This is a genomic window from Serratia sp. EC4 (genome assembly GCF_059652115.1).
Genome location: NZ_JBNIDE010000004.1, coordinates 398,899 through 423,325, shown reverse-complemented (window position 1 = coordinate 423,325; position 24,427 = coordinate 398,899). Strand labels below are relative to the sequence as shown.

Here is a 24,427-nt window from a genome sequence, read left to right as displayed (position 1 = left end):
GAACGGCTGTGTAATAACATCAAACCCCGGTACGCCGGGGTTTTTTTTTGCCCGGCGGGCAGTGAACCAGGCAACAGTAAGGTGGACCAACCATGCAGTTAACCGTGCGCGACATGACGCTCAATCTCTCCCATCCACAGGTGATGGGCATCCTCAACGTGACGCCGGATTCATTTTCCGACGGCGGCCGCCACAACACCCTGAACCAGGCGCTGGTGCACGCGCATGCGCTGATTTCGGCCGGCGCTACGATGATTGATATCGGCGGCGAGTCGACAAGGCCGGGGGCGGCGGAGGTGAGTGAAGAGGAAGAATTGGAACGGGTCGTGCCGGTGGTGGAAGCGCTGGCGCAGCGTTTCGAAGTCTTCATCTCGGTCGATACCTCGAAAGCGGGCGTGATCCGCGAATCGGCGCACGCCGGCGCGCATCTGATCAACGACATTCGTTCGCTGCAGGAGCCGGGTGCCCTGGCGGCGGCGGCGGAAAGCGGCCTGCCGGTCTGCCTGATGCACATGCAGGGGCAGCCGCGCACCATGCAGCAGGCACCGCACTACGACGATCTGATCGCCGACGTTCAGGCGTTTTTCGAACACCATATCCGGCGCTGTAACGAGGCAGGGATAACAAATCAGAAATTGCTGCTCGACCCAGGCTTCGGTTTCGGTAAAAATTTGTCGCACAACTATCAGCTTCTGGCCCGGTTGTCGGAGTTTCATCGTTTTGGTTTGCCGCTGTTGGTCGGCATGTCGCGCAAATCGATGATTGGACAACTGCTGAACGTGCCGCCGGATCAACGGGTTATCGGCAGCGTGGCCTGCGCGGTGATCGCGGCGATGCAGGGTGCGCAGATTGTCAGAGTGCATGACGTTAAAGAAACCGTCGAGGCGATGCGTGTCGTCGAGGCAACACTTTCAGCTAAGGGACAGTAGAGACATGAGCGAGCGCAAATATTTTGGCACCGACGGCATTCGTGGCAAGGTCGGGGACAGCCCCATCACGCCGGACTTCGTGCTGAAGCTGGGCTGGGCGGCCGGCAAGGTGCTGGCGCGTCACGGTTCCCGCAAGATCATCATCGGTAAGGATACGCGCATCTCCGGCTATATGCTGGAGTCCGCGCTGGAAGCCGGTCTGGCGGCCGCCGGATTGTCCGCCTCCTTCACCGGGCCGATGCCCACGCCGGCGGTGGCTTATTTGACGCGTACCTTCCGTGCTGAAGCGGGCATTGTCATTTCCGCTTCGCATAACCCGTTCTATGACAACGGCATCAAGTTTTTCTCGATCGACGGCGCCAAGCTGCCGGACAATGTCGAAGAAGCGATCGAGGCCGAGATGGAAAAGCCGCTGACCTGCGTGGAGTCCTCGGAGCTGGGTAAAGCCAGCCGCATCATCGACGCCGCCGGCCGCTATATCGAATTCTGCAAAGGCACCTTTCCGAGCGAGCTGAGCCTGAAAGGGCTGAAAATCGTGGTCGACTGCGCCAACGGCGCGACTTACCACATCGCGCCGAGCGTGCTGCGTGAGCTGGGCGCCACGGTGATCGCCATCGGCGTTGAGCCGGACGGCATGAACATCAACGAGAAATGCGGCGCTACCGATGTGCGTCAGCTGCAGGAGCGCGTGCTGCAGGAAAAAGCGCACGTTGGCCTGGCGTTCGACGGCGACGGCGACCGCGTGATGATGGTGGATCACCTAGGCAACAAGGTGGACGGCGATCAGATCCTGTACATCATCGCCCGCGAAGGCCTGCGTCAGGGTCAGCTGCGCGGTGGCGCGGTCGGCACCCTGATGAGCAATATGGGGCTGGAACTGGCGCTGAAACAGCTGGGCATTCCGTTCGCTCGCGCCAAAGTGGGCGACCGTTACGTGCTGGAGAAGCTGCAGGAGTTGGGCTGGCGCATCGGTGCGGAAAACTCCGGCCATGTGATCCTGCTGGACAAAACCACCACCGGCGATGGCATCGTGGCCGGGTTGCAGGTGCTGACCGCCATGGTACGCAACCACATGAGCCTGCATGATCTGTGCAGCGGCATGAAGCTGTTGCCGCAGATCCTGGTCAACGTGCGTTTCGCCGGCGATCACAATCCGCTGGAATCTGAAGCGGTGCGCAAGGTCACCGAACAGGTGGAAGCCGAGCTGGCCGGCCGCGGCCGGGTGCTGCTGCGTAAATCGGGCACCGAGCCGCTGATCCGCGTGATGGTGGAGGGCGAGGACGAGCAGCAGGTGACCGCGCTGGCGCATCGCATCGCCGACGCGGTGAAATCCGCAGGTTAAAACAGACAGTTAGCCACCGGGCTTGGCATCGCTGAGCCCGAATAGACGATTGTTGGCGTTTTTTTCCGCAAACGCGCCGGCGGCTGCAAATTGCCCTTGCGCGGGTTGGCGGCTTTGGTTAGTATTCACACCCGCTTCAGTAGGCAGTTTATAAACACGCCTGCTTGATGAGTGTGAAGCATTTGGCATGCGGTGAGACCGCAAGGATACGGGTACTACTATGTACGAAGCTCTTCTGGTAATTTTCCTGCTGATTTCAATCGGGCTGGTTGCTCTGATTATGTTGCAGCAAGGTAAAGGCGCTGATATGGGAGCCTCTTTCGGAGCAGGTGCATCAGGCACGTTGTTCGGTTCGAGTGGTTCCGGTAACTTTATGACCCGCATGACTGCTGTATTGGCGACGCTGTTCTTCGTCATCAGCCTGATTCTGGGCAACCTCAGCAGCAACCAAAGCAAGAAAGGCAGCGAGTGGGAAAATCTGGGTCAGCCGGTGAAAACTGAGCAGACAACCGCGCCGGCAGCACCTGCCAAGCCGAGCAGCGACATCCCGCAGTAAGCCGTAAAAGTTTGTAAACGGTGGTTGTGAACTCGAAAGAACAACGGCTGTTAGCAGTAAGAATCAGTACCGAGGTGGTGGAATTGGTAGACACGCTACCTTGAGGTGGTAGTGCCCTAACGGGCTTGTGGGTTCGAGTCCCATCCTCGGTACCAAATCCCAGAGATAACTTGCAATTTTGCGATTATCGGCGTAGTATTTGCCACGTTTTCGGACGCGGGGTGGAGCAGCCTGGTAGCTCGTCGGGCTCATAACCCGAAGGTCGTCGGTTCAAATCCGGCCCCCGCAACCACTTTCCTTTAAGTGTTTATTTTCAAATACACTTTTCGATTGAAATCCGCTTTTCTCGATCATCATTTGAAAATGACACTTGCTCGAAAGTTGTACCGAGGCCGCCTAGCGGCAAACAGGGTCCAGTTGCATAAAGCCCCGATTTTTCGGGGTTTTTTGTTATTTGGCAACAGAATCACTGGGCTATTTAGCCCTTTTTTTATGTCTTGGGGGTGGGCTTGTCCACATTAGAGCAACAGTTAACAGAGATGCTTTCGGCACCGGTAGAAGCGTTGGGCTTTGAGCTTGTAGGCATCGAATTCATTCGTGCGCGCCAATCGACGCTCCGCATCTATATTGATAGTGATAACGGCATCAATGTTGATGATTGCGCTGATGTCAGCCACCAGGTCAGCGCTGTATTGGACGTCGAAGATCCAATCACGGTCGCTTACAACTTGGAAGTCTCCTCTCCTGGCCTTGATCGCCCGATGTTCACCGCAGAGCACTATACGCGTTTCCTCGGTGAAGAAGTCAGCCTGGTCCTGCGCATGGCGGTACAGAACCGTCGCAAGTGGCAGGGTATTATCAAGTCTGTCGAAGGCGAGATGATCACGGTTACTGTGGAAGGGAAAGATGAAGTGTTCGCGCTGAGCAACATCCAGAAAGCGAACCTGGTACCCCACTTTTAAAGTTTGGAAGAGGCAACTAGGATGAACAAAGAGATTCTGGCTGTTGTTGAAGCAGTTTCCAATGAAAAATCCCTTCCGCGCGAGAAGATTTTCGAAGCGCTGGAAACTGCATTAGCCACCGCAACCAAGAAAAAATACGAGCAGGAAATCGACGTGCGCGTCAGCATTGACCGCAGAACCGGCGATTTCGATACCTTCCGCCGTTGGGTCGCCGTAGACGAAGTGACGCAGCCAACGCGTGAAATCACGCTGGAAGCCGCTCAGTTTGAAGATCCGAGCATCGAGCTCGGCGGCTACGTCGAAGATCAGATCGAATCCGTGACCTTCGACCGCATCACCACCCAAACCGCCAAGCAGGTTATCGTACAGAAAGTGCGCGAGGCCGAGCGTGCGATGGTGGTCGACGCTTTCCGTGAACACGAAGGTGAGATCGTCACCGGCGTGGTGAAGAAAGTGAACCGTGACAGCATCGCGCTGGATCTGGGCAACAACGCCGAAGCGGTGATTGGCCGTGAAGACATGCTGCCGCGCGAAAACTTCCGTCCGGGCGACCGCATTCGTGGCGTACTGTACGCCGTGCGTCCTGAAGCCCGCGGCGCGCAGCTGTTCGTCAGCCGTTCCAGCCCGGAAATGCTGAAAGAACTGTTCCGCATCGAAGTGCCGGAAATCGGCGAAGAAGTGATTGAAATTAAAGCGGCAGCCCGCGATCCTGGCTCCCGTGCGAAAATTGCAGTGAAAACCAACGACAAGCGTATCGACCCGGTCGGCGCCTGCGTAGGTATGCGCGGTGCGCGCGTTCAGGCCGTGTCGAGCGAGCTCGGCGGCGAACGCATCGACATCATTCTGTGGGATGATAACCCAGCGCAATTCGTCATCAACGCCATGGCGCCGGCCGACGTCGCGTCGATCGTGGTAGATGAAGATAACTGCACCATGGATATCGCCGTTGAAGCCAGCAACCTGGCACAGGCGATCGGCCGTAACGGCCAAAACGTGCGTTTGGCTTCCCAGTTGCTGAAACAACACCGCGGCGACGATCGTTGGGAACTGAACGTGATGACGGCGGACGACCTGCAGGCCAAGCACCAGGCCGAGGCTCATGCCGCTATTGATACCTTCACCAAGTATCTTGATATCGACGAAGATTTCGCCACCGTACTGGTTGAAGAAGGCTTCTCCACGCTGGAAGAGCTGGCCTACGTGCCGATCAAAGAGCTGTTGGAAATCGACGGTCTGGATGAAGATACGGTTGAAGCATTGCGCGAACGCGCCAAAGCTGCATTGACCACGCTGGCCCTGGCACAAGAAGAAAGCCTGGGCGACAACAAACCGGCCGACGATTTGCTCAACCTGCCGGGTCTTGAGCGCAGCATGGCCTTTAAACTGGCCGCGCGTGGGGTTTGTACGCTGGAAGATCTTGCCGAGCAGGGTGTTGACGATCTGGCTGATATTGAAGGGCTTAGCGACGAGCAAGCCGGCGAGCTGATCATGGCTGCGCGCAATATCTGTTGGTTTGGCGACAACGCGTAATAACTGTAGCAGGAAGGAACAGCATGACGACAGATGTAACCGTAAAATCGCTGGCAGCAGAGATTCAGACTCCGGTTGATCGCCTGGTACAGCAGTTTGCTGATGCAGGGATCAACAAGTCCGAGTCGGACTCTGTTACCCAGCAAGAAAAAGAAACATTGCTGGCGCACCTGAACCGTGAACACGGCAGCGCGCCGGGTAAACTCACTTTGCAGCGCAAAACGCGCAGCACCTTGAATATCCCGAGCACCGGCGGTAAAAGTAAATCGGTGCAAATTGAGGTCCGCAAGAAACGCACTTATGTAAATCGCGATACGCAGGAAGCCCAGTTGGCTGAAGCGGCAGAGCAGGCACAGCGTGAAGCGGAAGAGCAGGCACGGCGCGAAGCGGAAGAGCTCGCAAAACGCGAAGCGGAAGCGAAGCGCGCAGCCGAAGAGCAAGCCAAACGTGAGGCCGCGGAGATTGCTAAGCGTAATTCAGCGGAAAAAGAAAAAGTGACCAATCAACATACCGACGAAATGACCAAGCCAGCTCAGGCGGAAAAAGCACGCCGTGAAGCCGAAGCCGCTGAACTGAAACGCAAAGCGGAAGAGGAAGTGCGCCGCAAGGTTGAAGAGGAAGCCAAGCGCGTGGCGGAAGAAGCCCGTCGCATGGCCGAAGAGAACGGCGAGAAGTGGGCCCAGGCAGACGCGGCAAGCGCCGCGGTTGAAAGCGCCGACTATCACGTGACCACCTCTCAGCACGCCCGTGCCGCAGAAGATGAAAACGACGCCAAAGTTGAAGGCGATCGTCGCAGCCGCACCCGCGGCGGCAAAGCGACCAAGCAGAAGAAAGGCAACAAGCTGTCCGAATCCAAAGCGGATCGCGAAGAAGCGCGCGCCGTTACCCGTGGCGGTAAAGGCAAACGCAAGCCTAGCGCTCTGCAGCAGGGCTTCAACAAGCCGGCGCAGGTGGTTAACCGCGACGTGGTGATCGGCGAAACCATCACCGTGGCCGAGTTGGCCAACAAGATGGCGGTAAAAGGTTCTCAGGTCATCAAAGTGATGATGAAGCTGGGCGCCATGGCCACCATCAACCAGGTTATCGACCAGGAAACCGCGCAGCTGGTTGCCGAAGAGATGGGCCACAAAGTTATCCTGCGTCGTGAAAACGAGCTGGAAGAAGCGCTGATGAGCGACCGTGATACGGGCGCTGCGGCCGAGCCGCGCGCGCCGGTCGTGACCATCATGGGCCACGTTGACCACGGTAAAACCTCTCTGCTGGACTACATTCGCTCCACCAAAGTGGCGGCGGGCGAAGCCGGCGGCATTACCCAGCACATCGGTGCCTACCACGTAGAAACCGAGAACGGCATGATCACCTTCCTGGATACCCCGGGCCACGCCGCGTTTACCTCGATGCGTGCTCGCGGTGCTCAGGCGACTGACATCGTGGTTCTGGTGGTGGCGGCTGATGACGGCGTGATGCCACAGACCATCGAAGCTATCCAGCACGCGAAAGCGGCGCAGGTGCCGTTGGTGGTTGCGGTGAACAAAATCGACAAGCCGGAAGCCGATCCGGACCGCGTTAAGCAAGAACTGTCTCAGTACGGCGTGATGCCGGAAGAGTGGGGCGGCGAAGCGCAGTTCGTCCACGTGTCCGCGAAAGCCGGTACCGGTATCGACGAACTGCTGCAGGCTATCCTGCTGCAGGCCGAAGTTCTGGAACTGAAAGCGGTACGCAGCGGCATGGCGAGCGGCGTGGTGATCGAGTCCTTCCTGGATAAAGGCCGTGGCCCGGTTGCCACCGTGCTGGTTCAGGAAGGTACGCTGAACAAGGGCGACATCGTCCTGTGTGGCTTCGAATACGGCCGTGTGCGTGCGATGCGCGACGAGCTGGGCCGTGAAGTGACCTCCGCCGGTCCGTCTATCCCTGTGGAAATCCTGGGTCTGTCCAGCGTGCCTGCAGCGGGTGACGAAGCGACCGTGGTGCGCGACGAGAAGAAAGCGCGTGAAGTGGCTCTGTACCGTCAGGGTAAGTTCCGCGAAGTCAAACTGGCGCGTCAGCAGAAGTCCAAGCTGGAAAACATGTTCGCCAACATGACCGACGGCGAAGTGTCCGAGCTGAACATCGTACTGAAATCCGACGTACAGGGTTCTTGCGAAGCGATCAGCGACTCGCTGCTGAAACTCTCCACCGACGAAGTGAAGGTGAAGATTGTCGGCTCCGGCGTAGGCGGGATCACCGAAACCGACGCGACGCTGGCTGCGGCTTCCAACGCCATCATCCTGGGCTTCAACGTGCGTGCCGACGCTTCTGCGCGCCGCGTAATCGAAGCGGAAAGCCTGGATCTGCGTTACTACTCCGTGATCTATAACCTGATCGACGAAGTGAAGCAGGCGATGAGCGGCATGCTGGCGCCGGAATACAAGCAGCAGATCATCGGCCTGGCCGAAGTGCGCGACGTGTTCAAATCGCCTAAGTTCGGCGCTATCGCCGGCTGTATGGTTACCGAAGGGACCATCAAGCGTCACAACCCAATCCGCGTACTGCGCGACAACGTGGTTATCTATGAAGGCGAGCTGGAATCCCTGCGCCGCTTCAAAGATGACGTTAACGAAGTCCGTAACGGCATGGAATGTGGTATCGGCGTTAAGAACTATAACGACGTGCGCGTCGGCGACATGATCGAAGTGTTCGAAATCATTGAGATCCAACGCACCATCGCTTAACGATTGCACATCTGCTTATATCTGTTTACGGGGGGCCTTTGTGCCCCCCGATTTGTCTGGAGAATCCAAAATGGCAAAAGAATTCAGCCGCGGTCAACGCGTGGCGCAAGAGATGCAGAAAGAGATTGCGATCATTCTGCAGCGTGAAGTGAAAGATCCGCGCGTCGGCATGGCGACCGTTTCCGGCGTGGAAGTCTCCCGTGACCTGGCGTATGCCAAGGTTTACGTCACCTTCCTGAACGTGCTGACCGAGAACCACGATCCGGATCTGGTCACCAACGGCATCAAAGCGTTGCAGGACGCTTCCGGCTATATCCGCACCCTGCTGGGCAAAGCGATGCGCCTGCGCGTGGTGCCGGAGCTGACCTTCGCCTACGACAACTCCCTGGTGGAAGGCATGCGTATGTCCAACCTGGTGACCAACGTGGTGAAGAACGACGCCGAGCGCCGTTCCGCCTCAGGCGATGACAAGGAGGATTAATGAGTCGCCCTCGTCGCCGCGGCCGTGATATCCACGGCGTGCTGTTGCTGGACAAGCCGCAAGGGTTGTCGTCCAACGATGCGCTGCAAAAAGTAAAACGCCTGTACAACGCCAACCGAGCGGGCCATACCGGCGCGCTCGATCCGTTGGCGACCGGCATGCTGCCTATCTGCCTGGGCGAAGCGACCAAGTTTTCGCAATACCTGCTCGATTCCGACAAGCGCTATCGGGTGATCGCCAAGCTGGGGCAGCGTACCGATACCTCCGACGCCGACGGTCAGATCGTGCAGGAACGCCCGGTGAACTTCACCCAGGCGCAGCTCGACGCGGCGCTGGACACCTTCCGCGGCGACATCCAGCAGGTGCCATCGATGTATTCGGCGCTGAAATACCAGGGCAAGAAACTCTACGAGTATGCGCGCCAGGGGATTGAAGTGCCGCGAGAAGCGCGCAGCATCACGGTGTACGAGCTGCAGTTTATCCGTTGGGAAGGGGATGAGCTGGAGCTGGAGATCCACTGCTCGAAAGGCACCTACATCCGCACCATCACCGACGATCTCGGCGAGCTGCTGGGCTGCGGCGCGCACGTGATCTATCTGCGCCGCCTGCAGGTGGCGACTTATCCGATCGCGCGCATGGTGACGCTGGAACAGCTGAACGCCTTGCTGGCGCAGGCGCAGGAACAAGCGATCGCGCCCGGCGAGCTGCTCGATCCGCTGCTGATGCCGATGGACAGCCCGGTTGAGAACTATCCGGAAGTGAATTTGCTGCCGGTGGTCGCGGGTTACGTCAAGCAGGGGCAACCGGTGCAAGTGGCCGGCGCGCCGGCTTCCGGCCTGGTGCGCATCACCGAGGGTGAAGAGCGAAAATTCATCGGCGTTGGCGACATCGCCGAGGATGGTCGCGTGGCACCGCGCCGCCTGGTGGTCGAGCATTTCGACTGACGGCGGGGCACTGCGTCGCCTTGCGATCGCACTGCGCTAAGAGTAGAATGGCGCAGCTTATGCATTGGGTTGCTGAATTAGAGATCGGCGCCTGTTTTTATTATCTATAATCTGGAGTATTACAATGTCTCTAAGTGTTGAAGCTAAAGCTCAAATCGTAGCTGATTTCGGTCGTGGTACTAACGACAGCGGTTCTACCGAAGTTCAGGTTGCCCTGCTGACTGCGCAGATCAACCATCTGCAAGGCCACTTCTCCGAGCACAAAAAAGATCACCACAGCCGTCGTGGTCTGCTGCGTATGGTTTCTCAGCGTCGTAAGCTGCTGGACTACCTGAAGCGTAAAGATGTAGCACGTTACACCAGCCTGATCGAGCGTCTGGGTCTGCGTCGCTAATCTAGCAAGTTTCAGTGGAAAGGGGCCTATTTTGGCCCCTTTCTTCTAGGAAGCATAAGCAAATCAGGTTAATGTATTACTGATGTTTCCAAACAGGTTCTTCCGTTACAGAGGTTCGCGCGGCTAATGAGAGGCTTTATCTCCCGCCTGAGATAAGGATTGTCATTAGTCGCGAGGATGTAGTGAGAAGGCAAATCGAGTCACAGGCGTGTCGAGTCGTCAATGCGATTGCGCGCCGTTAATCAAGGATATAATTTTGCTGACACCGATCATTCGCAAATTCCAGTATGGCCAGCATACCGTCACCATCGAAACCGGTATGATGGCGCGTCAGGCCACCGCCGCCGTTATGGTGAGCATGGATGACACCGCCGTATTCGTTACCGTCGTTGGCCAGAAAAAAGCCAAGCCGGGCCAGAGCTTCTTCCCGCTGACCGTTAACTACCAAGAGCGTACCTACGCCGCCGGCCGCATCCCGGGCAGCTTCTTCCGTCGCGAAGGCCGTCCGAGCGAAGGCGAGACGCTGACTTCTCGTCTGATCGACCGTCCGATCCGTCCACTGTTCCCGGACAGCTTCCTGAACGAAGTTCAGGTGATTGCGACCGTGGTTTCCGTTAACCCGCAGGTGAACCCGGACATCGTTGCGATGATCGGTGCTTCCGCAGCCCTGAGCCTGTCCGGTATTCCGTTCAACGGCCCAATCGGTGCCGCGCGCGTAGGTTACATCAACGACCAGTACGTACTGAACCCAACGACTGACGAACTGAAAGAAAGCCGTCTGGATCTGGTGGTTGCCGGTACTGCAGGCGCGGTGCTGATGGTTGAATCCGAAGCGGACGTGCTGAGCGAAGACCAGATGCTGGGCGCCGTGGTGTTCGGCCATGACCAGCAGCAAGTGGTTATCGAAAACATCAACGCGCTGGTTGCCGAAGCGGGCAAACCGAAGTGGGATTGGCAGGCGCCTGCGGTCAACGAAGCGCTGCACGCGCGCGTGGCTGAACTGGCCGAAGCTCGCCTGGGCGACGCTTACCACATCACCGAAAAACAAGAGCGTTACGCTCAGGTTGACGCGATCAAAGACAGCGTTGTTGAAACCCTGCTGGCGCAGGACGAGACGCTGGACGCCGGTGAAATCCAGGACATCCTGGGCACCGTCGAGAAAAACGTGGTGCGCAGCCGCGTACTGCGTGGCGAGCCGCGTATCGACGGCCGTGAAAAAGACATGATCCGTGGCCTGGACGTGCGCACCGGCGTACTGCCGCGCACCCACGGTTCCGCGCTGTTCACCCGTGGCGAAACTCAGGCGCTGGTTACCGCGACCCTGGGCACCGCGCGCGACGCACAGAACCTGGACGAGCTGATGGGCGAGAAGACCGACAGCTTCCTGTTCCACTACAACTTCCCTCCGTACTCCGTAGGTGAAACCGGCATGGTCGGTTCTCCTAAGCGTCGTGAAATCGGTCACGGTCGCCTGGCGAAACGCGGCGTATTGGCTATGATGCCTAAACCGGAAGATTTCCCGTACACGGTTCGCGTGGTGTCTGAAATCACCGAATCCAACGGTTCTTCTTCCATGGCTTCCGTGTGCGGCGCGTCTCTGGCGCTGATGGACGCCGGTGTGCCAATCAAGGCTGCCGTTGCGGGCATCGCGATGGGCCTGGTGAAAGAAGCCGACAACTATGTGGTTCTGTCCGACATTCTGGGTGACGAAGATCACCTGGGCGACATGGACTTCAAAGTGGCCGGTAGCCGCGACGGTATCACCGCGCTGCAGATGGACATCAAAATCGAAGGCATCACCCGCGAAATCATGCAGGTGGCTCTGAACCAGGCCAAGGGCGCGCGTCTGCACATCCTGGGCGTGATGGAACAGGCTATCAGCACTCCGCGCGGCGATATCTCCGAATTCGCACCGCGCATTCATACTATCCGCATCAACCCGGATAAAATCAAAGACGTGATCGGTAAGGGCGGTTCCGTTATCCGCGCGCTGACCGAAGAGACTGGCACTACCATCGAAATCGAAGATGATGGTACAGTTAAAATCGCTGCGACCGACGGTGAGAAAGCGAAATTCGCTATCCGTCGCATCGAAGAGATCACGGCAGAGATCGAAGTTGGCCGTATCTATCAGGGTAAAGTGACCCGTATCGTTGATTTCGGCGCATTCGTCGCTATCGGCGGTGGTAAAGAAGGCCTGGTGCACATTTCTCAGATCGCCGACAAGCGCGTTGAGAAAGTGACCGACTATCTGCAGATGGGTCAGGAAGTGCCGGTTAAGGTACTGGAAGTTGACCGTCAGGGCCGCGTGCGTCTGAGCATCAAAGAAGCGATGGCGCCGGAAGCGGGTTCACCTGCGCCTGAAGCAGAATAACTGTATAGATAGTTTTACAGCTCCCCGCCACGGGGTTGGGAGCTGTTCGTATCGCGCGGGTAGGATGCCCGCGTTTTAGCAAACGGAGGACAGGACGTTCATCCAATGTTTGTCTTCGGGAGTGGGAAATGAAGCCTTTCTTGCGCTGGTGTTACGTTGCGACAGCACTCATGCTGGCAGGATGCAGCAACCATGATTGGCGTAAAGACGAAGTTTTGGCAATCCCGTTGCAGCCAACGTTGCAGCAGGAAGTGATCCTGGCGCGCATGGAACAAATTCTTGCCAGCCGGGCACTGACGGATGACGAACGCGCACAGCTTTTATATGAGCGCGGTGTGCTGTATGATAGCCTCGGGTTACGTGCATTAGCGCGCAATGATTTCTCGCAGGCGCTGGCGATACGTCCCGACATGCCGGAAGTTTTCAACTACCTGGGCATTTACTTAACGCAGGCAGGCAATTTTGATGCTGCCTATGAAGCGTTTGATTCTGTACTAGAGCTTGATCCAACTTACAATTACGCGCGTTTAAACCGGGGCATCGCACTGTATTATGGCGGCCGCTTCCCGTTGGCGCAGGATGATCTGCAGGCGTTTTATCAAGACGACCCAAACGATCCCTTCCGTTCGTTATGGCTGTATCTGGTGGAGAGAGAAATCGATCCCAAGAAGGCCGAGGTAGCGCTTCAGCAGCGCTATGACAAAGCGGACAGAGGGCAATGGGGATGGAATATTGTCGAATTCTACCTGGGCAAGATCAGCGAAAAAACGCTGATGGAACGCCTCAAGGCAGATGCAACGGATAACACTTCGCTCGCTGAGCATCTCAGTGAAACTGACTTCTATTTGGGTAAACACTACCTGAGTCTGGGGGACAAGGACACCGCTTCGGCGCTGTTCAAACTGACGGTGTCTAACAACGTTCACAACTTCGTTGAGCACCGCTATGCATTGTTGGAATTGGCGCTTTTGGGCCAAGAGCAAGACGACCTATCGGAATCGGACCAGCAATAGCTGACGAACACCTATCAGCCTGATGGACATTGGTTTTTAACCAAAGTTATCGCCTTCACGGGCGAGGGCTTTTTTGTTCGTTTTATAATCTAATTTGAGCCGGTTCACACTTTTCAATGAAAATGACTGAAAATTTTCTCGACGAGTTATGTAGACTGGCTGCCATTATTAATGAGGCACGTGTACATGACGACTGAGTTTGAAACCTCTTTTGCTGATCTGGGGCTGTCTGCTCCAATCATTTCCGCCCTGAACGATCTGGGCTATGAAAAACCATCTCCGATCCAGGCTGAGTGTATTCCTCACCTGTTGAACGGCCGCGACGTGCTGGGCATGGCGCAGACCGGTAGTGGTAAAACTGCAGCGTTCTCGCTGCCGCTGCTGCACAACCTGCAGGCAGACCTGAAAGCACCTCAGATCCTGGTGCTGGCGCCGACCCGCGAACTGGCGGTTCAGGTTGCCGAAGCGATGACCGATTTCTCCAAACACATGAACGGCGTCAACGTGGTAGCCCTGTACGGCGGCCAGCGTTACGACGTGCAGCTGCGCGCTCTGCGCCAGGGCCCGCAAATCGTTGTGGGTACCCCAGGCCGCCTGCTGGACCACCTGAAGCGCGGCACCCTGAACCTCTCCAACCTGAGCGGTCTGGTGCTGGATGAAGCCGACGAAATGCTGCGCATGGGCTTTATCGAAGACGTAGAAACCATCATGGCTGAGATCCCGGCTGAACATCAGACCGCGCTGTTCTCCGCCACCATGCCGGAAGCGATCCGTCGCATTACCCGCCGCTTCATGAAAGAGCCGCAGGAAGTGCGCATCCAATCCAGCGTGACCACCCGTCCGGACATTAGCCAGAGCTACTGGTCGGTCTACGGCATGCGTAAAAACGAAGCGCTGGTGCGTTTCCTGGAAGCCGAAGACTTTGACGCGGCGATCATCTTCGTCCGTACCAAGAACGCGACCCTGGAAGTGGCCGAAGCGCTGGAGCGCAGCGGTTACAGCAGCGCCGCGCTGAACGGCGACATGAACCAGGCGCTGCGTGAGCAGACTCTGGAGCGTCTGAAAGACGGTCGTCTGGATATCCTGATCGCGACCGACGTTGCGGCCCGTGGCCTGGACGTTGAGCGCATCAGCCTGGTTGTCAACTACGACATCCCGATGGACTCCGAGTCTTACGTTCACCGTATCGGCCGTACCGGTCGTGCGGGCCGCGCCGGCCGCGCGCTGCTGTTCGTGGAAAACCGCGAACGCCGCCTGCTGCGCAATATCGAACGCACCATGAAGCTGACCATCCCTGAAGTGGAACTGCCGAACGCAGAACTGCTGGGCGAGCGTCGTCTGGCCAAGTTCGCCGCGAAAGTTCAGCAGCAGCTGGAAAGCAGCGATCTGGACCTGTACCGCGCACTGCTGACCAAACTGCAGCCGGAAGAAGAGCTGGATATGGAAACCCTGGCCGCAGCGCTGCTGAAAATGGCTCAGGGCGAACGTCCGCTGATCCTGCCGCCGGATCCGGTCTTCAAACCGCGTCAGCGCCGCGAGTTCAACGACCGTGACGATCGTCGCGGTGACCGTCGTGACAGCCGTGACGGCGATCGTCCGCGTCGCGAACGTCGTGACGTTGGCGAAATGCAGCTGTACCGCATCGAAGTGGGCCGTGACGATGGCGTAGAAGTGCGTCACATCGTTGGCGCTATCGCTAACGAAGGCGACATCAGCAGCCGTTACATCGGTAACATCAAGCTGTTCGCTTCCCACTCCACCATCGAACTGCCAAAAGGCATGCCGGGCGAGATCCTGAATCACTTCACTCGCACTCGCATCCTGAACAAGCCGATGAACATGCAGCTGCTGGGCGATGCACAGCCGTTCGAACGTCGCGAGCGTCGTGACGGCGGCAACGGCGGCGAGCGTCGCGGCAACGGTCGTCCGTTCAACGGCGAACGTCGTGAAGGCGGCCCGCGTCGCTCCTTCGGCGAACGTCGTGAAGGCGGTAACGGCGGCGAGCGTCGCGGCGGCAACTACAACCGCGACGGCAAGCCGGCTCCACGCCGTGATGACGGCGCACCGGCGGCACCACGTCGTCGTTTCGGCGACGCGTAATCGCTGATTCGCCGTTCGCGGTGAAGCGCTCTGAAAAACCAGCCTGCGGGCTGGTTTTTTTATGCCTGAAAGTTGCCGTCAAACGCCCCTGAATGGCGTATCATTCATAAGGTTTTTTCTTACGGATGATATGCACGGGAGATGCCATGAGTTGGCAGCAGTTTAAATCTCAATACCTGGTGCGCTTTTGGGCGCCGCTGCCGGCGGTGATCGCCGCCGGGATCCTTTCTACCTACTACTTCGGCATGACCGGCACCTTCTGGGCGGTGACCGGCGAATTCACTCGCTGGGGCGGCCATGTGCTGCAGTGGTTCGGCCTGCACCCTGAGCAGTGGGGCTATTTCAAGGTTATCGGCCTGCAGGGCACGCCGCTGGAGCGCATCGACGGGCGCATGATCATCGGCATGTTCGCCGGCTGCATCGCCGCCGCGCTGTGGGCCAACAACATCAAACTGCGTCAGCCGCAGCACCGCATTCGCATCGTGCAGGCGCTGCTGGGCGGCATCATCGCCGGCTTCGGCGCACGCCTGGCGATGGGCTGCAACCTGGCGGCATTCTTCACCGGCATTCCGCAGTTCTCGTTGCACGCCTGGTTCTTCGCGCTGGCGACTGCCGCCGGCTCCTACTTCGGCGCCAAATTCACGCTGCTGCCGATGTTCCGCATCCCGGTCAAATTGCAAAAGGTGAAGGCCGCCGCGCCGCTGACGCAGAAGCCTGAGCAGGCGCGCCGCCGCTTCCGGCTGGGCATGGCCGTCTTCGGCCTGGCGGTGGCCTGGTCGCTGTGGACGCTGTTCGATGCGCCGAAGCTTGGCATCGCCATGCTGTTCGGCATCGGCTTTGGCCTGCTGATCGAACGCGCGCAGATCTGCTTCACCTCGGCGTTCCGCGATCTGTGGATCACCGGCCGCACCCACATGGCGAAAGCCATCATCATCGGCATGGCGGTGAGCGCCATCGGCATCTTCAGCTATGTGCAGCTCGGCGTGGCGCCGAAGATCATGTGGGCCGGCCCGAATGCGGTGCTGGGCGGTTTGCTGTTCGGCTTCGGCATCGTGCTGGCCGGCGGCTGCGAGACCGGTTGGATGTACCGTGCGGTGGAAGGGCAGGTGCACTACTGGTGGGTGGGGCTGGGCAACATCATCGGCGCTACGCTGCTGGCCTATTACTGGGACGAGCTGGCGCCGGCGCTGGCGACCGATTACGACAAGATCAACCTGCTCGATACCTTCGGCCCGATCGGCGGCCTGCTGGTGACTTACCTGCTGCTGGCGCTGGCCTTCGCCGCCATGCTGTGGTGGGAGAAACGCTTTTTCCGCGCCCGGCCTGAGGCGCAGGTGGTGAATTTGAGGAGCATGCCATGAAAGAGACGACGATAGTGCCGGACTACCGGCTGGACATGCTGGGCGAGCCTTGCCCGTACCCGGCGGTGGCGACGCTGGAGGCGATGCCGCAGCTGAAGCCGGGGGAGATCCTGGAGGTGATCAGCGATTGCCCGCAGTCGATCAACAACATCCCGCTTGATGCGCGTAACCACGGCTACAAGGTTCTGGATATCCAGCAGGACGGGCCGACCATCCGCTATCTGATCCAGCGTTAACGCTAAGGCGGCGGGGTTCCCACCGCCTTTTCGCTTTTTAGCCCTTCACGATGTCGCCTTTCACCCCGGCGACGATCTCGAACGAACGCAGCCGCGCCTGATGATCGAAGATCTGGCCGTTGACCATGATCTCGTCGGCATCGGTTTCACGCAGCAGCGTTTGCAGCCCGTGACGCACCGTTTTTTCATCGCCGACGATCGACATCCGCAGCGCCTGTTCGACGCCGTACTGCTCGCCGGCGGTCCACAGCGCGTGGATGTTATCCACCGGCGGCGGCAGCGGGCCGGGCGAACCGCGGCGCAGATTGATGAATTGCTGCTGCATCGAGCTGAACAGGAAGCGCGCGTCGCTATCGCTGTCGGCGGCGATCACGTTGACGCACACCATGGCGTGCGGCTGCGCCAGCTGTTTGGAGGGTTTGAAGTTCTCGCGGTACAGCTGCAGCGCCTGGAACAGCATATCCGGAGCGAAGTGCGAAGCGAAGGCGAACGGCAGGCCGAGCTGCGCCGCCAGCTGGGCGCTGTAGAGGCTGGAGCCGAGCAGCCAGAGCGGCACATGCAGCCCCTGGCCCGGCACCGCCTGCACCGGCTGGCCGGGCTGCGCGTCGCAGAAGTAGTTTTGCAGTTCCTGCACGTCGCGCGGGAAGGTATCCACGTCGCCGGACAGGTGGCGACGCAGCGCCATCATGGTGCGTTGATCGGTGCCGGGCGCGCGGCCCAGCCCCAGATCGATGCGGCCGGGGTAGAGCGACTCCAGCGTGCCGAACTGCTCGGCGATCACCAGCGGCGCATGGTTCGGCAGCATCACGCCGCCGGAGCCGAGGCGAATGCTCTGGGTGCCGGCGGCCAGATAGCCCAGCAGCACCGAGGTGGCGGCGCTGCCGATGCCGGTCATATTGTGGTGCTCGGCCAGCCAGTAACGCTGGTAGCCCCAGCGTTCGGTGTGCTGCGCCAGATCCAGCGAACAGTGGAAAGCGTCGCGCGCCTTGGCCCCTTGCGGGATTGGCGATAAATCCAGTACCGAAAGCGGTACGGCAGTGTGTTCAGTCATGACATCGTCCATCAGAGAGTGGATCGCTTAAAGGGCGATTGCAGGAGTCTGCATACTAAAAGGCCGAAAAAAAGATGCTTTTTAGTGTTAAAAGCATAATCCAATTTATAGTTATAAAAGAGGAGATATGTGCTTGTGATATCCTCATGAGTGCAATGGTGTTTTTTGGAGCAATTTGAGACATGGAAATGATGATCCCCGCCCGCCGCTTACCGTTCCGGGAGCTGACATAATGAAAAAAAAGACGCTGTTTACCCTGTTGCTGATGTTGGCGGCGATCGCATTGGCGATCCTGTTCCGCGCGCACAATCAGGATCTGTTACTGCAGGGTGAAGTGGATGCCCCCGAAGTGATCGTCGCATCCAAGGCGAAAGGCCGAGTCGTTGAACGCCTGATCGAACGCGGCGACGACGTGAAAAGCGGCCAACTGATCATCCAACTCGACAGCCCCGAACTGATGGCGCAGCTGCGTTCCGCGCAGGCGACGCGCGACGAGGCCAAAGCGCAGCTCGAGCTGTCGCTGCACGGCACCCGTGAAGAGAGCATCCGCAACCTGCGCGCCAACCTGGCGCAGGCCGAGGCGCAGTATCGCAATGCGCAAAACGACTACAACCGTAACCTGAGCGTGGCCGGCAAGGGCTATATCTCGAAGTCCGAGCTGGACGCTTCGCGCCGGTCGCGCGACACCGCCTTCCAGCAGGTGCAGGCCGCCAAGGCCAACCTGGATGAAGGCATCAACGGCGACCGCGTCGAGCAGCGGCAGCAATATGCGGCGGCGCTGCGGGCGGCGGAAGAGAACCTGCTGCAGATCCAGGCGCAGAGCGACGATCTGCAGGTGAAAGCGCCGGTGGACGGTGAAGTGGGGCCGATCCCGGCCGAAGTGGGCGAATTGCTGAACGCCGGCAGCCCGCTGGTGACGTTGATCCGGGTGCCGGACGCCTACTTCGTGTTTAACCTGCGTGAAGACATCCTGGCCCACGTGCGCAAAGGCGACAAGGTCAAGCTGCGGGTGCCGGCGCTGAAGGACAAAATGATCGACACCGAGGTGCGCTACATCGCGCCGCTGGGGGATTACGCCACCAAACGCGCCACCCGCGCCACCGGCGACTTCGACCTGAAAACCTTCGAAGTGCGCCTGTATCCGTCACAGCCGGTGGACGGCCTGCGTCCGGGGATGAGCACCTTATGGCAATGGAAAGAGTAAGGGCCGGCTGGCGCTGCTTCAGTCACGCGTTCGACAAAGAGTGTCGCGTCGCCTTTCGCAGCCCGGTGGTGCACTGGCTGAGCTGGATCTTTCCGCTGATCCTGTTTGCGCTGATCAGCAGCAACTTCTCCGAAGGCACGCTGCTCGATCTGCCGGTCTCGGTGGTGGACAGCGATCACAGCCCGCTGTCCAAATCGCTGACGCGCCGGCTGGACGCCGGTTCGCACGCCCACGTCGAGGCTTACGGCGGCGGGCTGCCGGAGTCACTTAGCCGCCTGCGCAGCGCGCAGGATTACGCGTTGCTGTATATCCCGCCGGATCTTGAGGCCAACGCGCTGTCGGGCAAACAGCCGAGCGTGGTGATGTACTACAATGCGTTGTTCTACGGCGCCGGGCTGTACTCCACTCAGGACTTCGGCGGCCTGATGAACGAAATCAACGCCAGCACCCGCAGCATCATCGCCACCGAGATGGGTAAAACCCTGCCGCCGTTGGCGGACGTGACGCTCTCCTACGGCAGCCTGTTCAACGCCAGCGGCAGCTATATCTATTACCAGCAGTTCGCCGCCACCATCCACCTGCTGCAGCTGTTCGCGGTGACCTGCATGATCTATGTGCTGGCGCGCAGCAAGTCGCTGCTGCAAGCCAAGCCGTTCAGCCTGGCGCTGCTCGGCAAGCTGGCGCCGTACACGCTGTGTTTCACCACCCTGCTGATGGTCGAGATCGCGGCGCTGGTGGGCATCTTTGACGCCCGCGTCAGCGGCAACCCGCTGTTTATGCTGATGATTGGCCTGTTCTACGTGATGGCGGCGCAGAGTATCGGCCTGCTGCTGTACACCTTTACCGGCAGCACCATCACCGCCTACAGCCTGATCGGTATTTTGGTCAGTATCGCGATGACCTTCTCCGGCATGGCGGTGCCTGAGCTGTCGATGCCGCTGCCGGCGCGCATCATTTCCAACATCGAACCGCTGACCCACGCGCTGTACGCGATGTTCGACGTGTTCCTGCGGCAGGTGCACGCCAGCGCCATCTTCAGCGTGTGCGCGCTGCTGGCGGTCTATCCGCTGGTGGCCGCGCTGCTGGTGCGCAATCGCCTGCCGGCGCGGCTGGCAAAAGAGGGGAACGCCGGATGAAGCTCTATTGGCAAACCTTCGTTAAGGTGCTGCTCGGCATGCTGGAGCGGCCGGTGTGGCTGATGCTGATCCTGTCGCTGTGCATCATGAGCCTGGTGTACGCCAACCGCACGGTGTGGGATCTGCCGGTGGGGGTGGTCGATCAGGATCACAGCACCGCCAGCCGCCAGCTGATCCGCCAACTGGACGCCACCTCCAAGATCGCGATTGAAACCTACGACAGCCTGGAACAGGCGCAGCGCGATCTCAGCTGGCGCAAGCTGTTTGCGGTGATCATCATGCCGGTGGATCTGGAGAAGAAAATTCTCAGCGGGCAAAACATCGTGGTGCCGGTCTACGGCGACGCCACCAACCGCCTGGCCAACGGCCAGATCCAACAAGACGTGGTGGCGGCCTACCAGCAGCTGCTGACGGAGTACAACAACGGGCTGCTGCTGCGCAGCGGCTTCAGCGAACGGCAGGCGCAGATACTGCTGACGCCGATACTGGGGCAAACGCTGGACGTGTTCAACCCCGGCATCAGCTTCGCGGCGATCATCTTCCCCGGCCTGCTGGTGATGCTGTTGCAGCACTCGCTGCTGATCGCCTGTATCCGCGTCAATATCGCCATGAAGAGCATGCCCGGCGGCAAGGCGCCCCTGGCGGCGCACCTCGGCGGGCTGACGGCGCTGCTGCCGATCTGGCTGTTCCTGTCGATCGTGCTGTTCGTGCTGTGGCCGTGGGTATTGGGCTATCGGCAGACGGCGAACATCGCCGAACTGCTGCTGCTGACCTTCCCGTTCCTGCTGGCGGTATTGGGGCTGGGCAAGCTGGTGACCGAGTGCCTGCGCAGCGTCGAGATGATCTACCTGACGCTGGCGTTCATCACGACGCCGGTATTCTACCTGTCCGGCACCATCTGGCCGCTGCAGTCGATGCCGGCCTGGGTGCGCGCCATCTCGTACAGCATTCCCTCCACCTGGGGCACCAAGGCGATCGCCGGCGTCAACCAGATGGGGCTGTCGCTGAATGAAGTGTGGGGCGATGTGATGATGATGCTGGTGCTCGGCGTGGTCTACACCCTGCTGGGCTTCGGCGTCGGTTTCTTGCGCAACAGCGTGGCGCTGCGCGGGATGTTCAGGAAGCGGCGGGCGTAGGAGATAAATAAAGGCGCCATTTTCGGCGCCTTTATTATTTCGTATTATTGATATGGTTAAGGTGATTTATTTAGTGGGATGTTCACTCTTATTTTAATTTGATTTCTTATTTTGACTTTGGTAATTGTAATTGTCGACCTGCTTAGGGAGTTAATGGTTGACGTTAATTTTATCTATAACGTGTTATTTAAAGGATGGAATAATATGTCAACAATAAGAATGCTTACATTTGACGAGATGAAACTGATTGGCGGTTGTGGCGATGGAAATAACGGCGGCGATCGTGATAGGCCAAGCAGAGGTGCGCCAAACTCTTGTGCCAATCAGGTTGGAATGGGCATTATCATTGGCGCATTTACCGGTTTTCCGGCAGCCCGCCTGGGATGGTCGGAATGGCCGTTGCCGGTGGCTTAATGGGGGCGGTCTCTTGCGCAGATAACAGCCCAGCCGGGAATAATAAGAATAACGGTGGTGCCTTGGGCGGGAATAAAAACGCCAATAGCGTTAATGGGCAATGTCGCTGGTGATGAGTCAATCGCTTTTAGAGTGTCAAAAATAGAGGGTGGGTTATGGTTAACAGGCGTCTTTTAAACCCGCTTTGTAATATGATGGCGCTAACGTTGAGTATGTTACTTATCTCGTTCTCCTCATTGAGTATTATTTCATACGGAGAACATTTGGTAGATGCGGCCATCGCGGTTTTCACGTATTTTGGTATCAGAAGCTGCTGCCTGATGTGTGTGAGTTTATTCCATTGGTTCCACGGTAGAAATGACCGCATTAATCTTGATAAATAAACAGTGCCGGCAGCGTCCGCCGCCGGCGCTTACCTCGCTAAGACACCAACTCCAGTCCCGCCACGCGGCGCCAGTAACCGTTGCAGTCGGCGTGGTCGGTCAAAGTCAGCGGCTGCTCGCCATACTCGTTGGCGCGGAAGGCGTCGATTTGCGCCAGCGTCTCGGCGCCCTGCGGCGATAGCCGCACGATGTCCACCAGCCCTTGCATGCTCGGCAGCTCGTTGCCAAGGTTGTAGCAGTAGCCGCTCATGGTCTGGATGCCATTGAGCACGAACACCTGCTGCTGTTCCTGGGAGCGCATCATGCGACCCTGCGGATACTTGATGCAGCAGGTTTCGCACTCGTCCTTGCCGCGGTTTTCCGAGCGGGCGGTGAAGCAGCGCGCCGAATAGGCCAGCGGCAGGTGGCCGTAGCTCAGCACCTCCACTTCGAAGTCGTGGCGGAAGCCCAGTTCGTCGCACTGCGTCAGCAGGTTGGCCAGCCAGTCGCGCGACAGCTCGACCGGCATGCACCAGCGCATCATGCCCTGGCGGCGCAGCAGGCGCAGGGTATAGGCGTTGTAGCAGTTCAGCGCATGGCCGGCGACGAACGGCAGACCGCGCTCCGCCGCCATGTTGACCGCGCCCAGGTCGTTGGCTTCAAACAGAAACTCGCCGTTCTCCACATAGCGTTTCAGCTCATTCAGTTCGGACGGCGCCTGCAGCAGCGCCAACGTGGAGATCACCACCTGCTTGCCGCTGCGGGCGATTTCACGCGCCAGCGCCAGCCAATCGCCGACCTTCATCTCGCGCCGCTTGGTGCAGACGCTCTCGCCGAGGTAAATGATGTCGGCGCTGCTCTCCGCCGCCTGTTGATAGAACGCCGCGATGTCGTTTTTCGGCCAGTAGTAGAGCACCGGCCCCAGTGCGTATTTCATGTTTCCTCCGGCTACTGCCATTTGCGGTGATAGGCGCCCAACGTGGTTTGGGTGCCCTCGGACATCGCGCCCAGCGTCTCCATCCAGGCGGCGTCGGCGCGATAGGCGGCGGGATTGGCCTGACAACGGTCGATCGCCTGACGCCAGACGCGCGCCACCTGGCTGACGTAAGCCGGGCTGCGCTGGCGGCCTTCGATCTTCACCGAGGCGATGTTGGCGGCCAGCAGCGCCGGCAGCAGCTCCAGCGTATTGAGGCTGGTGGGCTCTTCCAGCGCGTGGTAGCGCACGTCGTCCACCAGATAGCGGCCCTTGCACAGCGTCGGGTAACCGGCGTTTTCATGGTCCTGGTAGCGGTCGATCAGCACGTCGTTCAGGCGCGACTCCATGCCCTGCGGGGTTTGCTGCCAGCGCACGAAACGCGCCGGCGAACAGGCGCCGACGGTGTTCGGCGACTCGCCGGTCAGGTAGGAGGAGAGGTAGCAGCGCCCCTCGGCCATGATGCACAGGCTGCCGAAAGCGAACACTTCCAGCGGCACCGGGCTGGTGCGCGCCAGCTGTTTCACCTGGTGCATCGACAGCACGCGCGGCAGCACCACCCGGCCGACCTCGAAGTTGCGTTGGTAGAAACGGATCGCTTCCTCGTTGGTGGCGGAAGCCTGCACCGAAACGTGTCGCTCCAGCTGCGGGTAGCGTTGGGCGGCATATTCCAGCATCGCCAGATCCGCCAGAATCAGGGCGTCGGCGCCCAGTTGGGCCGCCATATCCACCGCGTGCTGCCAGCGGGCGTAGCCGTCGGGATGGGCGAAGGTGTTGATGGCGATATGCAGTTTGCGGCCGTGGCGATGCACGTAATCGACCGCTTCCTGCAGCTTTTTCTCGGTGAAGTTGAGGCCGGCGAAGTGGCGCGCGTTGGTATCGTCTTTCAGACCGATGTAAACGGCGTCGGCGCCGTTATCCACCGCGGCCTTCAGGGCCGGCAGGTTGCCGGCGGGACAAAGCAGCTCCATAGATTTATCCTGGCTTAGCCGTACGCCCGGCCGGGCGCACGCTGTCTTTAAAGGTTGCCGGCGGCGGTGTTCCGCCGGCAAACGCGAATCGGGGAGGCCATTTTAGGCAAAGGGGCGCACACAGGTTTTGATTTGGGGCAGCTTATGGCGTATTGATAAACATGGCGGTGAAATGCACTATTTGTTGATATAGACCGCTGAAGCCGCGCGCCAGTGTGGCAAAATAGCGGTAGTCCGTATTGAAAGG

The 24,427-nt window shown here is 59.1% G+C and carries 22 protein-coding genes and 2 tRNA genes; 21 read left to right on the top strand and 3 right to left on the bottom strand.

Annotated features, from left to right (window positions below; genetic code table 11):
• Nucleotides 1-92: 92 nt before the first annotated feature.
• The 17 genes from folP (at nucleotide 93) to yedF (ending at nucleotide 16,933) form a co-directional block, all read left to right on the top strand.
• Entirely contained in the window at nucleotides 93-929 is an 837-nt protein-coding gene (gene folP / locus ACP39K_RS15455) for a dihydropteroate synthase (RefSeq protein WP_033638906.1), read from the top strand.
• 4 nt (nucleotides 930-933) lie between these two features.
• A complete protein-coding gene (glmM, locus tag ACP39K_RS15450) occupies nucleotides 934-2,271 on the top strand; it encodes a phosphoglucosamine mutase (protein ID WP_004933522.1) in 1,338 nt (445 codons plus the stop codon).
• A 220-nt stretch (nucleotides 2,272-2,491) separates the two neighbouring features.
• The gene (gene secG / locus ACP39K_RS15445; protein ID WP_004933519.1) at nucleotides 2,492-2,827 is read left to right on the top strand and encodes a preprotein translocase subunit SecG; all 336 of its coding nucleotides are present in this window, start codon (nucleotides 2,492-2,494) and stop codon (nucleotides 2,825-2,827) included.
• 68 nt (nucleotides 2,828-2,895) lie between these two features.
• Nucleotides 2,896-2,982 (top strand) — tRNA-Leu (locus ACP39K_RS15440).
• Nucleotides 2,983-3,042: 60 nt separating this feature from the next.
• A tRNA-Met gene (locus tag ACP39K_RS15435) sits at nucleotides 3,043-3,119 on the top strand.
• Nucleotides 3,120-3,336: 217 nt separating this feature from the next.
• Nucleotides 3,337-3,789: a ribosome maturation factor RimP gene (gene rimP, locus ACP39K_RS15430; protein WP_028127574.1), complete on the top strand. Its 453-nt coding sequence runs from the start codon at nucleotides 3,337-3,339 to the stop codon at nucleotides 3,787-3,789.
• Between the two features lie 21 nt (nucleotides 3,790-3,810).
• Nucleotides 3,811-5,319 carry a transcription termination factor NusA gene (nusA, locus tag ACP39K_RS15425; RefSeq protein ID WP_004933514.1) on the top strand — a complete coding sequence of 503 codons (1,509 nt, stop codon included), beginning with the start codon at nucleotides 3,811-3,813 and terminating at the stop codon, nucleotides 5,317-5,319.
• A 23-nt stretch (nucleotides 5,320-5,342) separates the two neighbouring features.
• On the top strand, nucleotides 5,343-8,030 hold the full coding sequence (gene infB, locus ACP39K_RS15420) for a translation initiation factor IF-2 (RefSeq protein ID WP_004933511.1): 2,688 nt from the start codon (nucleotides 5,343-5,345) through the stop codon (nucleotides 8,028-8,030).
• Between the two features lie 70 nt (nucleotides 8,031-8,100).
• Nucleotides 8,101-8,511, top strand: coding sequence for a 30S ribosome-binding factor RbfA (rbfA, locus tag ACP39K_RS15415; RefSeq protein WP_004933508.1), 411 nt, complete (start codon nucleotides 8,101-8,103; stop codon nucleotides 8,509-8,511).
• Nucleotides 8,511-9,455 (top strand): tRNA pseudouridine(55) synthase TruB, encoded by a 945-nt coding sequence (gene truB / locus ACP39K_RS15410; RefSeq protein WP_039567792.1) that lies wholly within the window; start codon nucleotides 8,511-8,513, stop codon nucleotides 9,453-9,455. The genes rbfA and truB overlap by 1 nt, the downstream gene beginning before the upstream one ends.
• A 124-nt stretch (nucleotides 9,456-9,579) precedes the next feature.
• Nucleotides 9,580-9,849 (top strand): 30S ribosomal protein S15, encoded by a 270-nt coding sequence (gene rpsO / locus ACP39K_RS15405; RefSeq protein WP_004933502.1) that lies wholly within the window; start codon nucleotides 9,580-9,582, stop codon nucleotides 9,847-9,849.
• A gap of 256 nt (nucleotides 9,850-10,105) precedes the next feature.
• Nucleotides 10,106-12,223, top strand: a complete 2,118-nt coding sequence (gene pnp, locus ACP39K_RS15400) for a polyribonucleotide nucleotidyltransferase (protein WP_016929321.1) — start codon at nucleotides 10,106-10,108, stop codon at nucleotides 12,221-12,223.
• Nucleotides 12,224-12,351: 128 nt separating this feature from the next.
• Nucleotides 12,352-13,236, top strand: a complete 885-nt coding sequence (gene nlpI / locus ACP39K_RS15395; RefSeq protein WP_004933495.1) for a lipoprotein NlpI — start codon at nucleotides 12,352-12,354, stop codon at nucleotides 13,234-13,236.
• A gap of 116 nt (nucleotides 13,237-13,352) precedes the next feature.
• Nucleotides 13,353-13,433: a protein YrbN gene (yrbN, locus tag ACP39K_RS15390; protein ID WP_099032700.1), complete on the top strand. Its 81-nt coding sequence runs from the start codon at nucleotides 13,353-13,355 to the stop codon at nucleotides 13,431-13,433.
• Entirely contained in the window at nucleotides 13,423-15,336 is a 1,914-nt protein-coding gene (locus ACP39K_RS15385) for a DEAD/DEAH family ATP-dependent RNA helicase (RefSeq protein ID WP_033638901.1), read from the top strand. Before yrbN ends, ACP39K_RS15385 begins: the two co-directional genes overlap by 11 nt.
• A 146-nt stretch (nucleotides 15,337-15,482) precedes the next feature.
• Complete coding sequence (gene yedE / locus ACP39K_RS15380; protein WP_048796080.1) at nucleotides 15,483-16,697, top strand: selenium metabolism membrane protein YedE/FdhT; 1,215 nt, start codon at nucleotides 15,483-15,485, stop codon at nucleotides 16,695-16,697.
• Nucleotides 16,694-16,933, top strand: coding sequence for a sulfurtransferase-like selenium metabolism protein YedF (gene yedF / locus ACP39K_RS15375; protein ID WP_004933486.1), 240 nt, complete (start codon nucleotides 16,694-16,696; stop codon nucleotides 16,931-16,933). Before yedE ends, yedF begins: the two co-directional genes overlap by 4 nt.
• A gap of 37 nt (nucleotides 16,934-16,970) precedes the next feature.
• On the opposite strand, the gene ACP39K_RS15370 is transcribed toward yedF, so the two are convergent.
• On the bottom strand, nucleotides 16,971-17,984 hold the full coding sequence (locus ACP39K_RS15370) for a luciferase-like monooxygenase (protein ID WP_497008642.1): 1,014 nt from the start codon (nucleotides 17,982-17,984) through the stop codon (nucleotides 16,971-16,973).
• Between the two features lie 232 nt (nucleotides 17,985-18,216).
• Between ACP39K_RS15370 and ACP39K_RS15365 the strand changes: the two genes are divergently transcribed.
• The 4 genes from ACP39K_RS15365 (at nucleotide 18,217) to ACP39K_RS15350 (ending at nucleotide 21,874) form a co-directional block, all read left to right on the top strand.
• A complete protein-coding gene (locus tag ACP39K_RS15365) occupies nucleotides 18,217-19,188 on the top strand; it encodes an HlyD family secretion protein (RefSeq protein ID WP_033638900.1) in 972 nt (323 codons plus the stop codon).
• On the top strand, nucleotides 19,170-20,324 hold the full coding sequence (locus ACP39K_RS15360; protein WP_028127576.1) for an ABC transporter permease: 1,155 nt from the start codon (nucleotides 19,170-19,172) through the stop codon (nucleotides 20,322-20,324). Before ACP39K_RS15365 ends, ACP39K_RS15360 begins: the two co-directional genes overlap by 19 nt.
• Nucleotides 20,321-21,460: an ABC transporter permease gene (locus ACP39K_RS15355; RefSeq protein ID WP_025305062.1), complete on the top strand. Its 1,140-nt coding sequence runs from the start codon at nucleotides 20,321-20,323 to the stop codon at nucleotides 21,458-21,460. Before ACP39K_RS15360 ends, ACP39K_RS15355 begins: the two co-directional genes overlap by 4 nt.
• Before the next feature lie 153 nt (nucleotides 21,461-21,613).
• The gene (locus ACP39K_RS15350; RefSeq protein ID WP_497008641.1) at nucleotides 21,614-21,874 is read left to right on the top strand and encodes a hypothetical protein; all 261 of its coding nucleotides are present in this window, start codon (nucleotides 21,614-21,616) and stop codon (nucleotides 21,872-21,874) included.
• Between the two features lie 420 nt (nucleotides 21,875-22,294).
• Here the strand turns inward: ACP39K_RS15350 and ACP39K_RS15345 are convergent, their stop codons facing one another.
• Both ACP39K_RS15345 and ubiU read right to left on the bottom strand, forming a co-directional pair.
• Nucleotides 22,295-23,173 carry a U32 family peptidase gene (locus tag ACP39K_RS15345; RefSeq protein WP_033638898.1) on the bottom strand — a complete coding sequence of 293 codons (879 nt, stop codon included), beginning with the start codon at nucleotides 23,171-23,173 and terminating at the stop codon, nucleotides 22,295-22,297.
• Nucleotides 23,174-23,184: 11 nt separating this feature from the next.
• On the bottom strand, nucleotides 23,185-24,180 hold the full coding sequence (gene ubiU / locus ACP39K_RS15340; protein WP_497008640.1) for a ubiquinone anaerobic biosynthesis protein UbiU: 996 nt from the start codon (nucleotides 24,178-24,180) through the stop codon (nucleotides 23,185-23,187).
• Nucleotides 24,181-24,427 lie beyond the last annotated feature (247 nt).

What these genes read in the sequence shown, in the direction of transcription:
- infB (WP_004933511.1), top strand. Translation starts at nt 5,343, where the DNA reads ATGACGACAGATGTAACCGTAAAATCGCTGGCAGCAGAGATTCAGACT.
- folP (WP_033638906.1), top strand. Translation starts at nt 93, where the DNA reads ATGCAGTTAACCGTGCGCGACATGACGCTCAATCTCTCCCATCCACAG.
- nusA (WP_004933514.1), top strand. Translation starts at nt 3,811, where the DNA reads ATGAACAAAGAGATTCTGGCTGTTGTTGAAGCAGTTTCCAATGAAAAA.
- yedE (WP_048796080.1), top strand. Translation starts at nt 15,483, where the DNA reads ATGAGTTGGCAGCAGTTTAAATCTCAATACCTGGTGCGCTTTTGGGCG.
- ACP39K_RS15355 (WP_025305062.1), top strand. Translation starts at nt 20,321, where the DNA reads ATGAAGCTCTATTGGCAAACCTTCGTTAAGGTGCTGCTCGGCATGCTG.
- yrbN (WP_099032700.1), top strand. Translation starts at nt 13,353, where the DNA reads ATGAAAATGACTGAAAATTTTCTCGACGAGTTATGTAGACTGGCTGCC.
- ubiU (WP_497008640.1), bottom strand. Translation starts at nt 24,180, where the DNA reads ATGGAGCTGCTTTGTCCCGCCGGCAACCTGCCGGCCCTGAAGGCCGCG.
- nlpI (WP_004933495.1), top strand. Translation starts at nt 12,352, where the DNA reads ATGAAGCCTTTCTTGCGCTGGTGTTACGTTGCGACAGCACTCATGCTG.
- secG (WP_004933519.1), top strand. Translation starts at nt 2,492, where the DNA reads ATGTACGAAGCTCTTCTGGTAATTTTCCTGCTGATTTCAATCGGGCTG.
- rbfA (WP_004933508.1), top strand. Translation starts at nt 8,101, where the DNA reads ATGGCAAAAGAATTCAGCCGCGGTCAACGCGTGGCGCAAGAGATGCAG.
- rpsO (WP_004933502.1), top strand. Translation starts at nt 9,580, where the DNA reads ATGTCTCTAAGTGTTGAAGCTAAAGCTCAAATCGTAGCTGATTTCGGT.
- truB (WP_039567792.1), top strand. Translation starts at nt 8,511, where the DNA reads ATGAGTCGCCCTCGTCGCCGCGGCCGTGATATCCACGGCGTGCTGTTG.
- glmM (WP_004933522.1), top strand. Translation starts at nt 934, where the DNA reads ATGAGCGAGCGCAAATATTTTGGCACCGACGGCATTCGTGGCAAGGTC.
- ACP39K_RS15360 (WP_028127576.1), top strand. Translation starts at nt 19,170, where the DNA reads ATGGCAATGGAAAGAGTAAGGGCCGGCTGGCGCTGCTTCAGTCACGCG.
- ACP39K_RS15385 (WP_033638901.1), top strand. Translation starts at nt 13,423, where the DNA reads ATGACGACTGAGTTTGAAACCTCTTTTGCTGATCTGGGGCTGTCTGCT.
- ACP39K_RS15365 (WP_033638900.1), top strand. Translation starts at nt 18,217, where the DNA reads ATGAAAAAAAAGACGCTGTTTACCCTGTTGCTGATGTTGGCGGCGATC.
- ACP39K_RS15345 (WP_033638898.1), bottom strand. Translation starts at nt 23,173, where the DNA reads ATGAAATACGCACTGGGGCCGGTGCTCTACTACTGGCCGAAAAACGAC.
- ACP39K_RS15350 (WP_497008641.1), top strand. Translation starts at nt 21,614, where the DNA reads ATGGTTGACGTTAATTTTATCTATAACGTGTTATTTAAAGGATGGAAT.
- yedF (WP_004933486.1), top strand. Translation starts at nt 16,694, where the DNA reads ATGAAAGAGACGACGATAGTGCCGGACTACCGGCTGGACATGCTGGGC.
- ACP39K_RS15370 (WP_497008642.1), bottom strand. Translation starts at nt 17,984, where the DNA reads ATGACTGAACACACTGCCGTACCGCTTTCGGTACTGGATTTATCGCCA.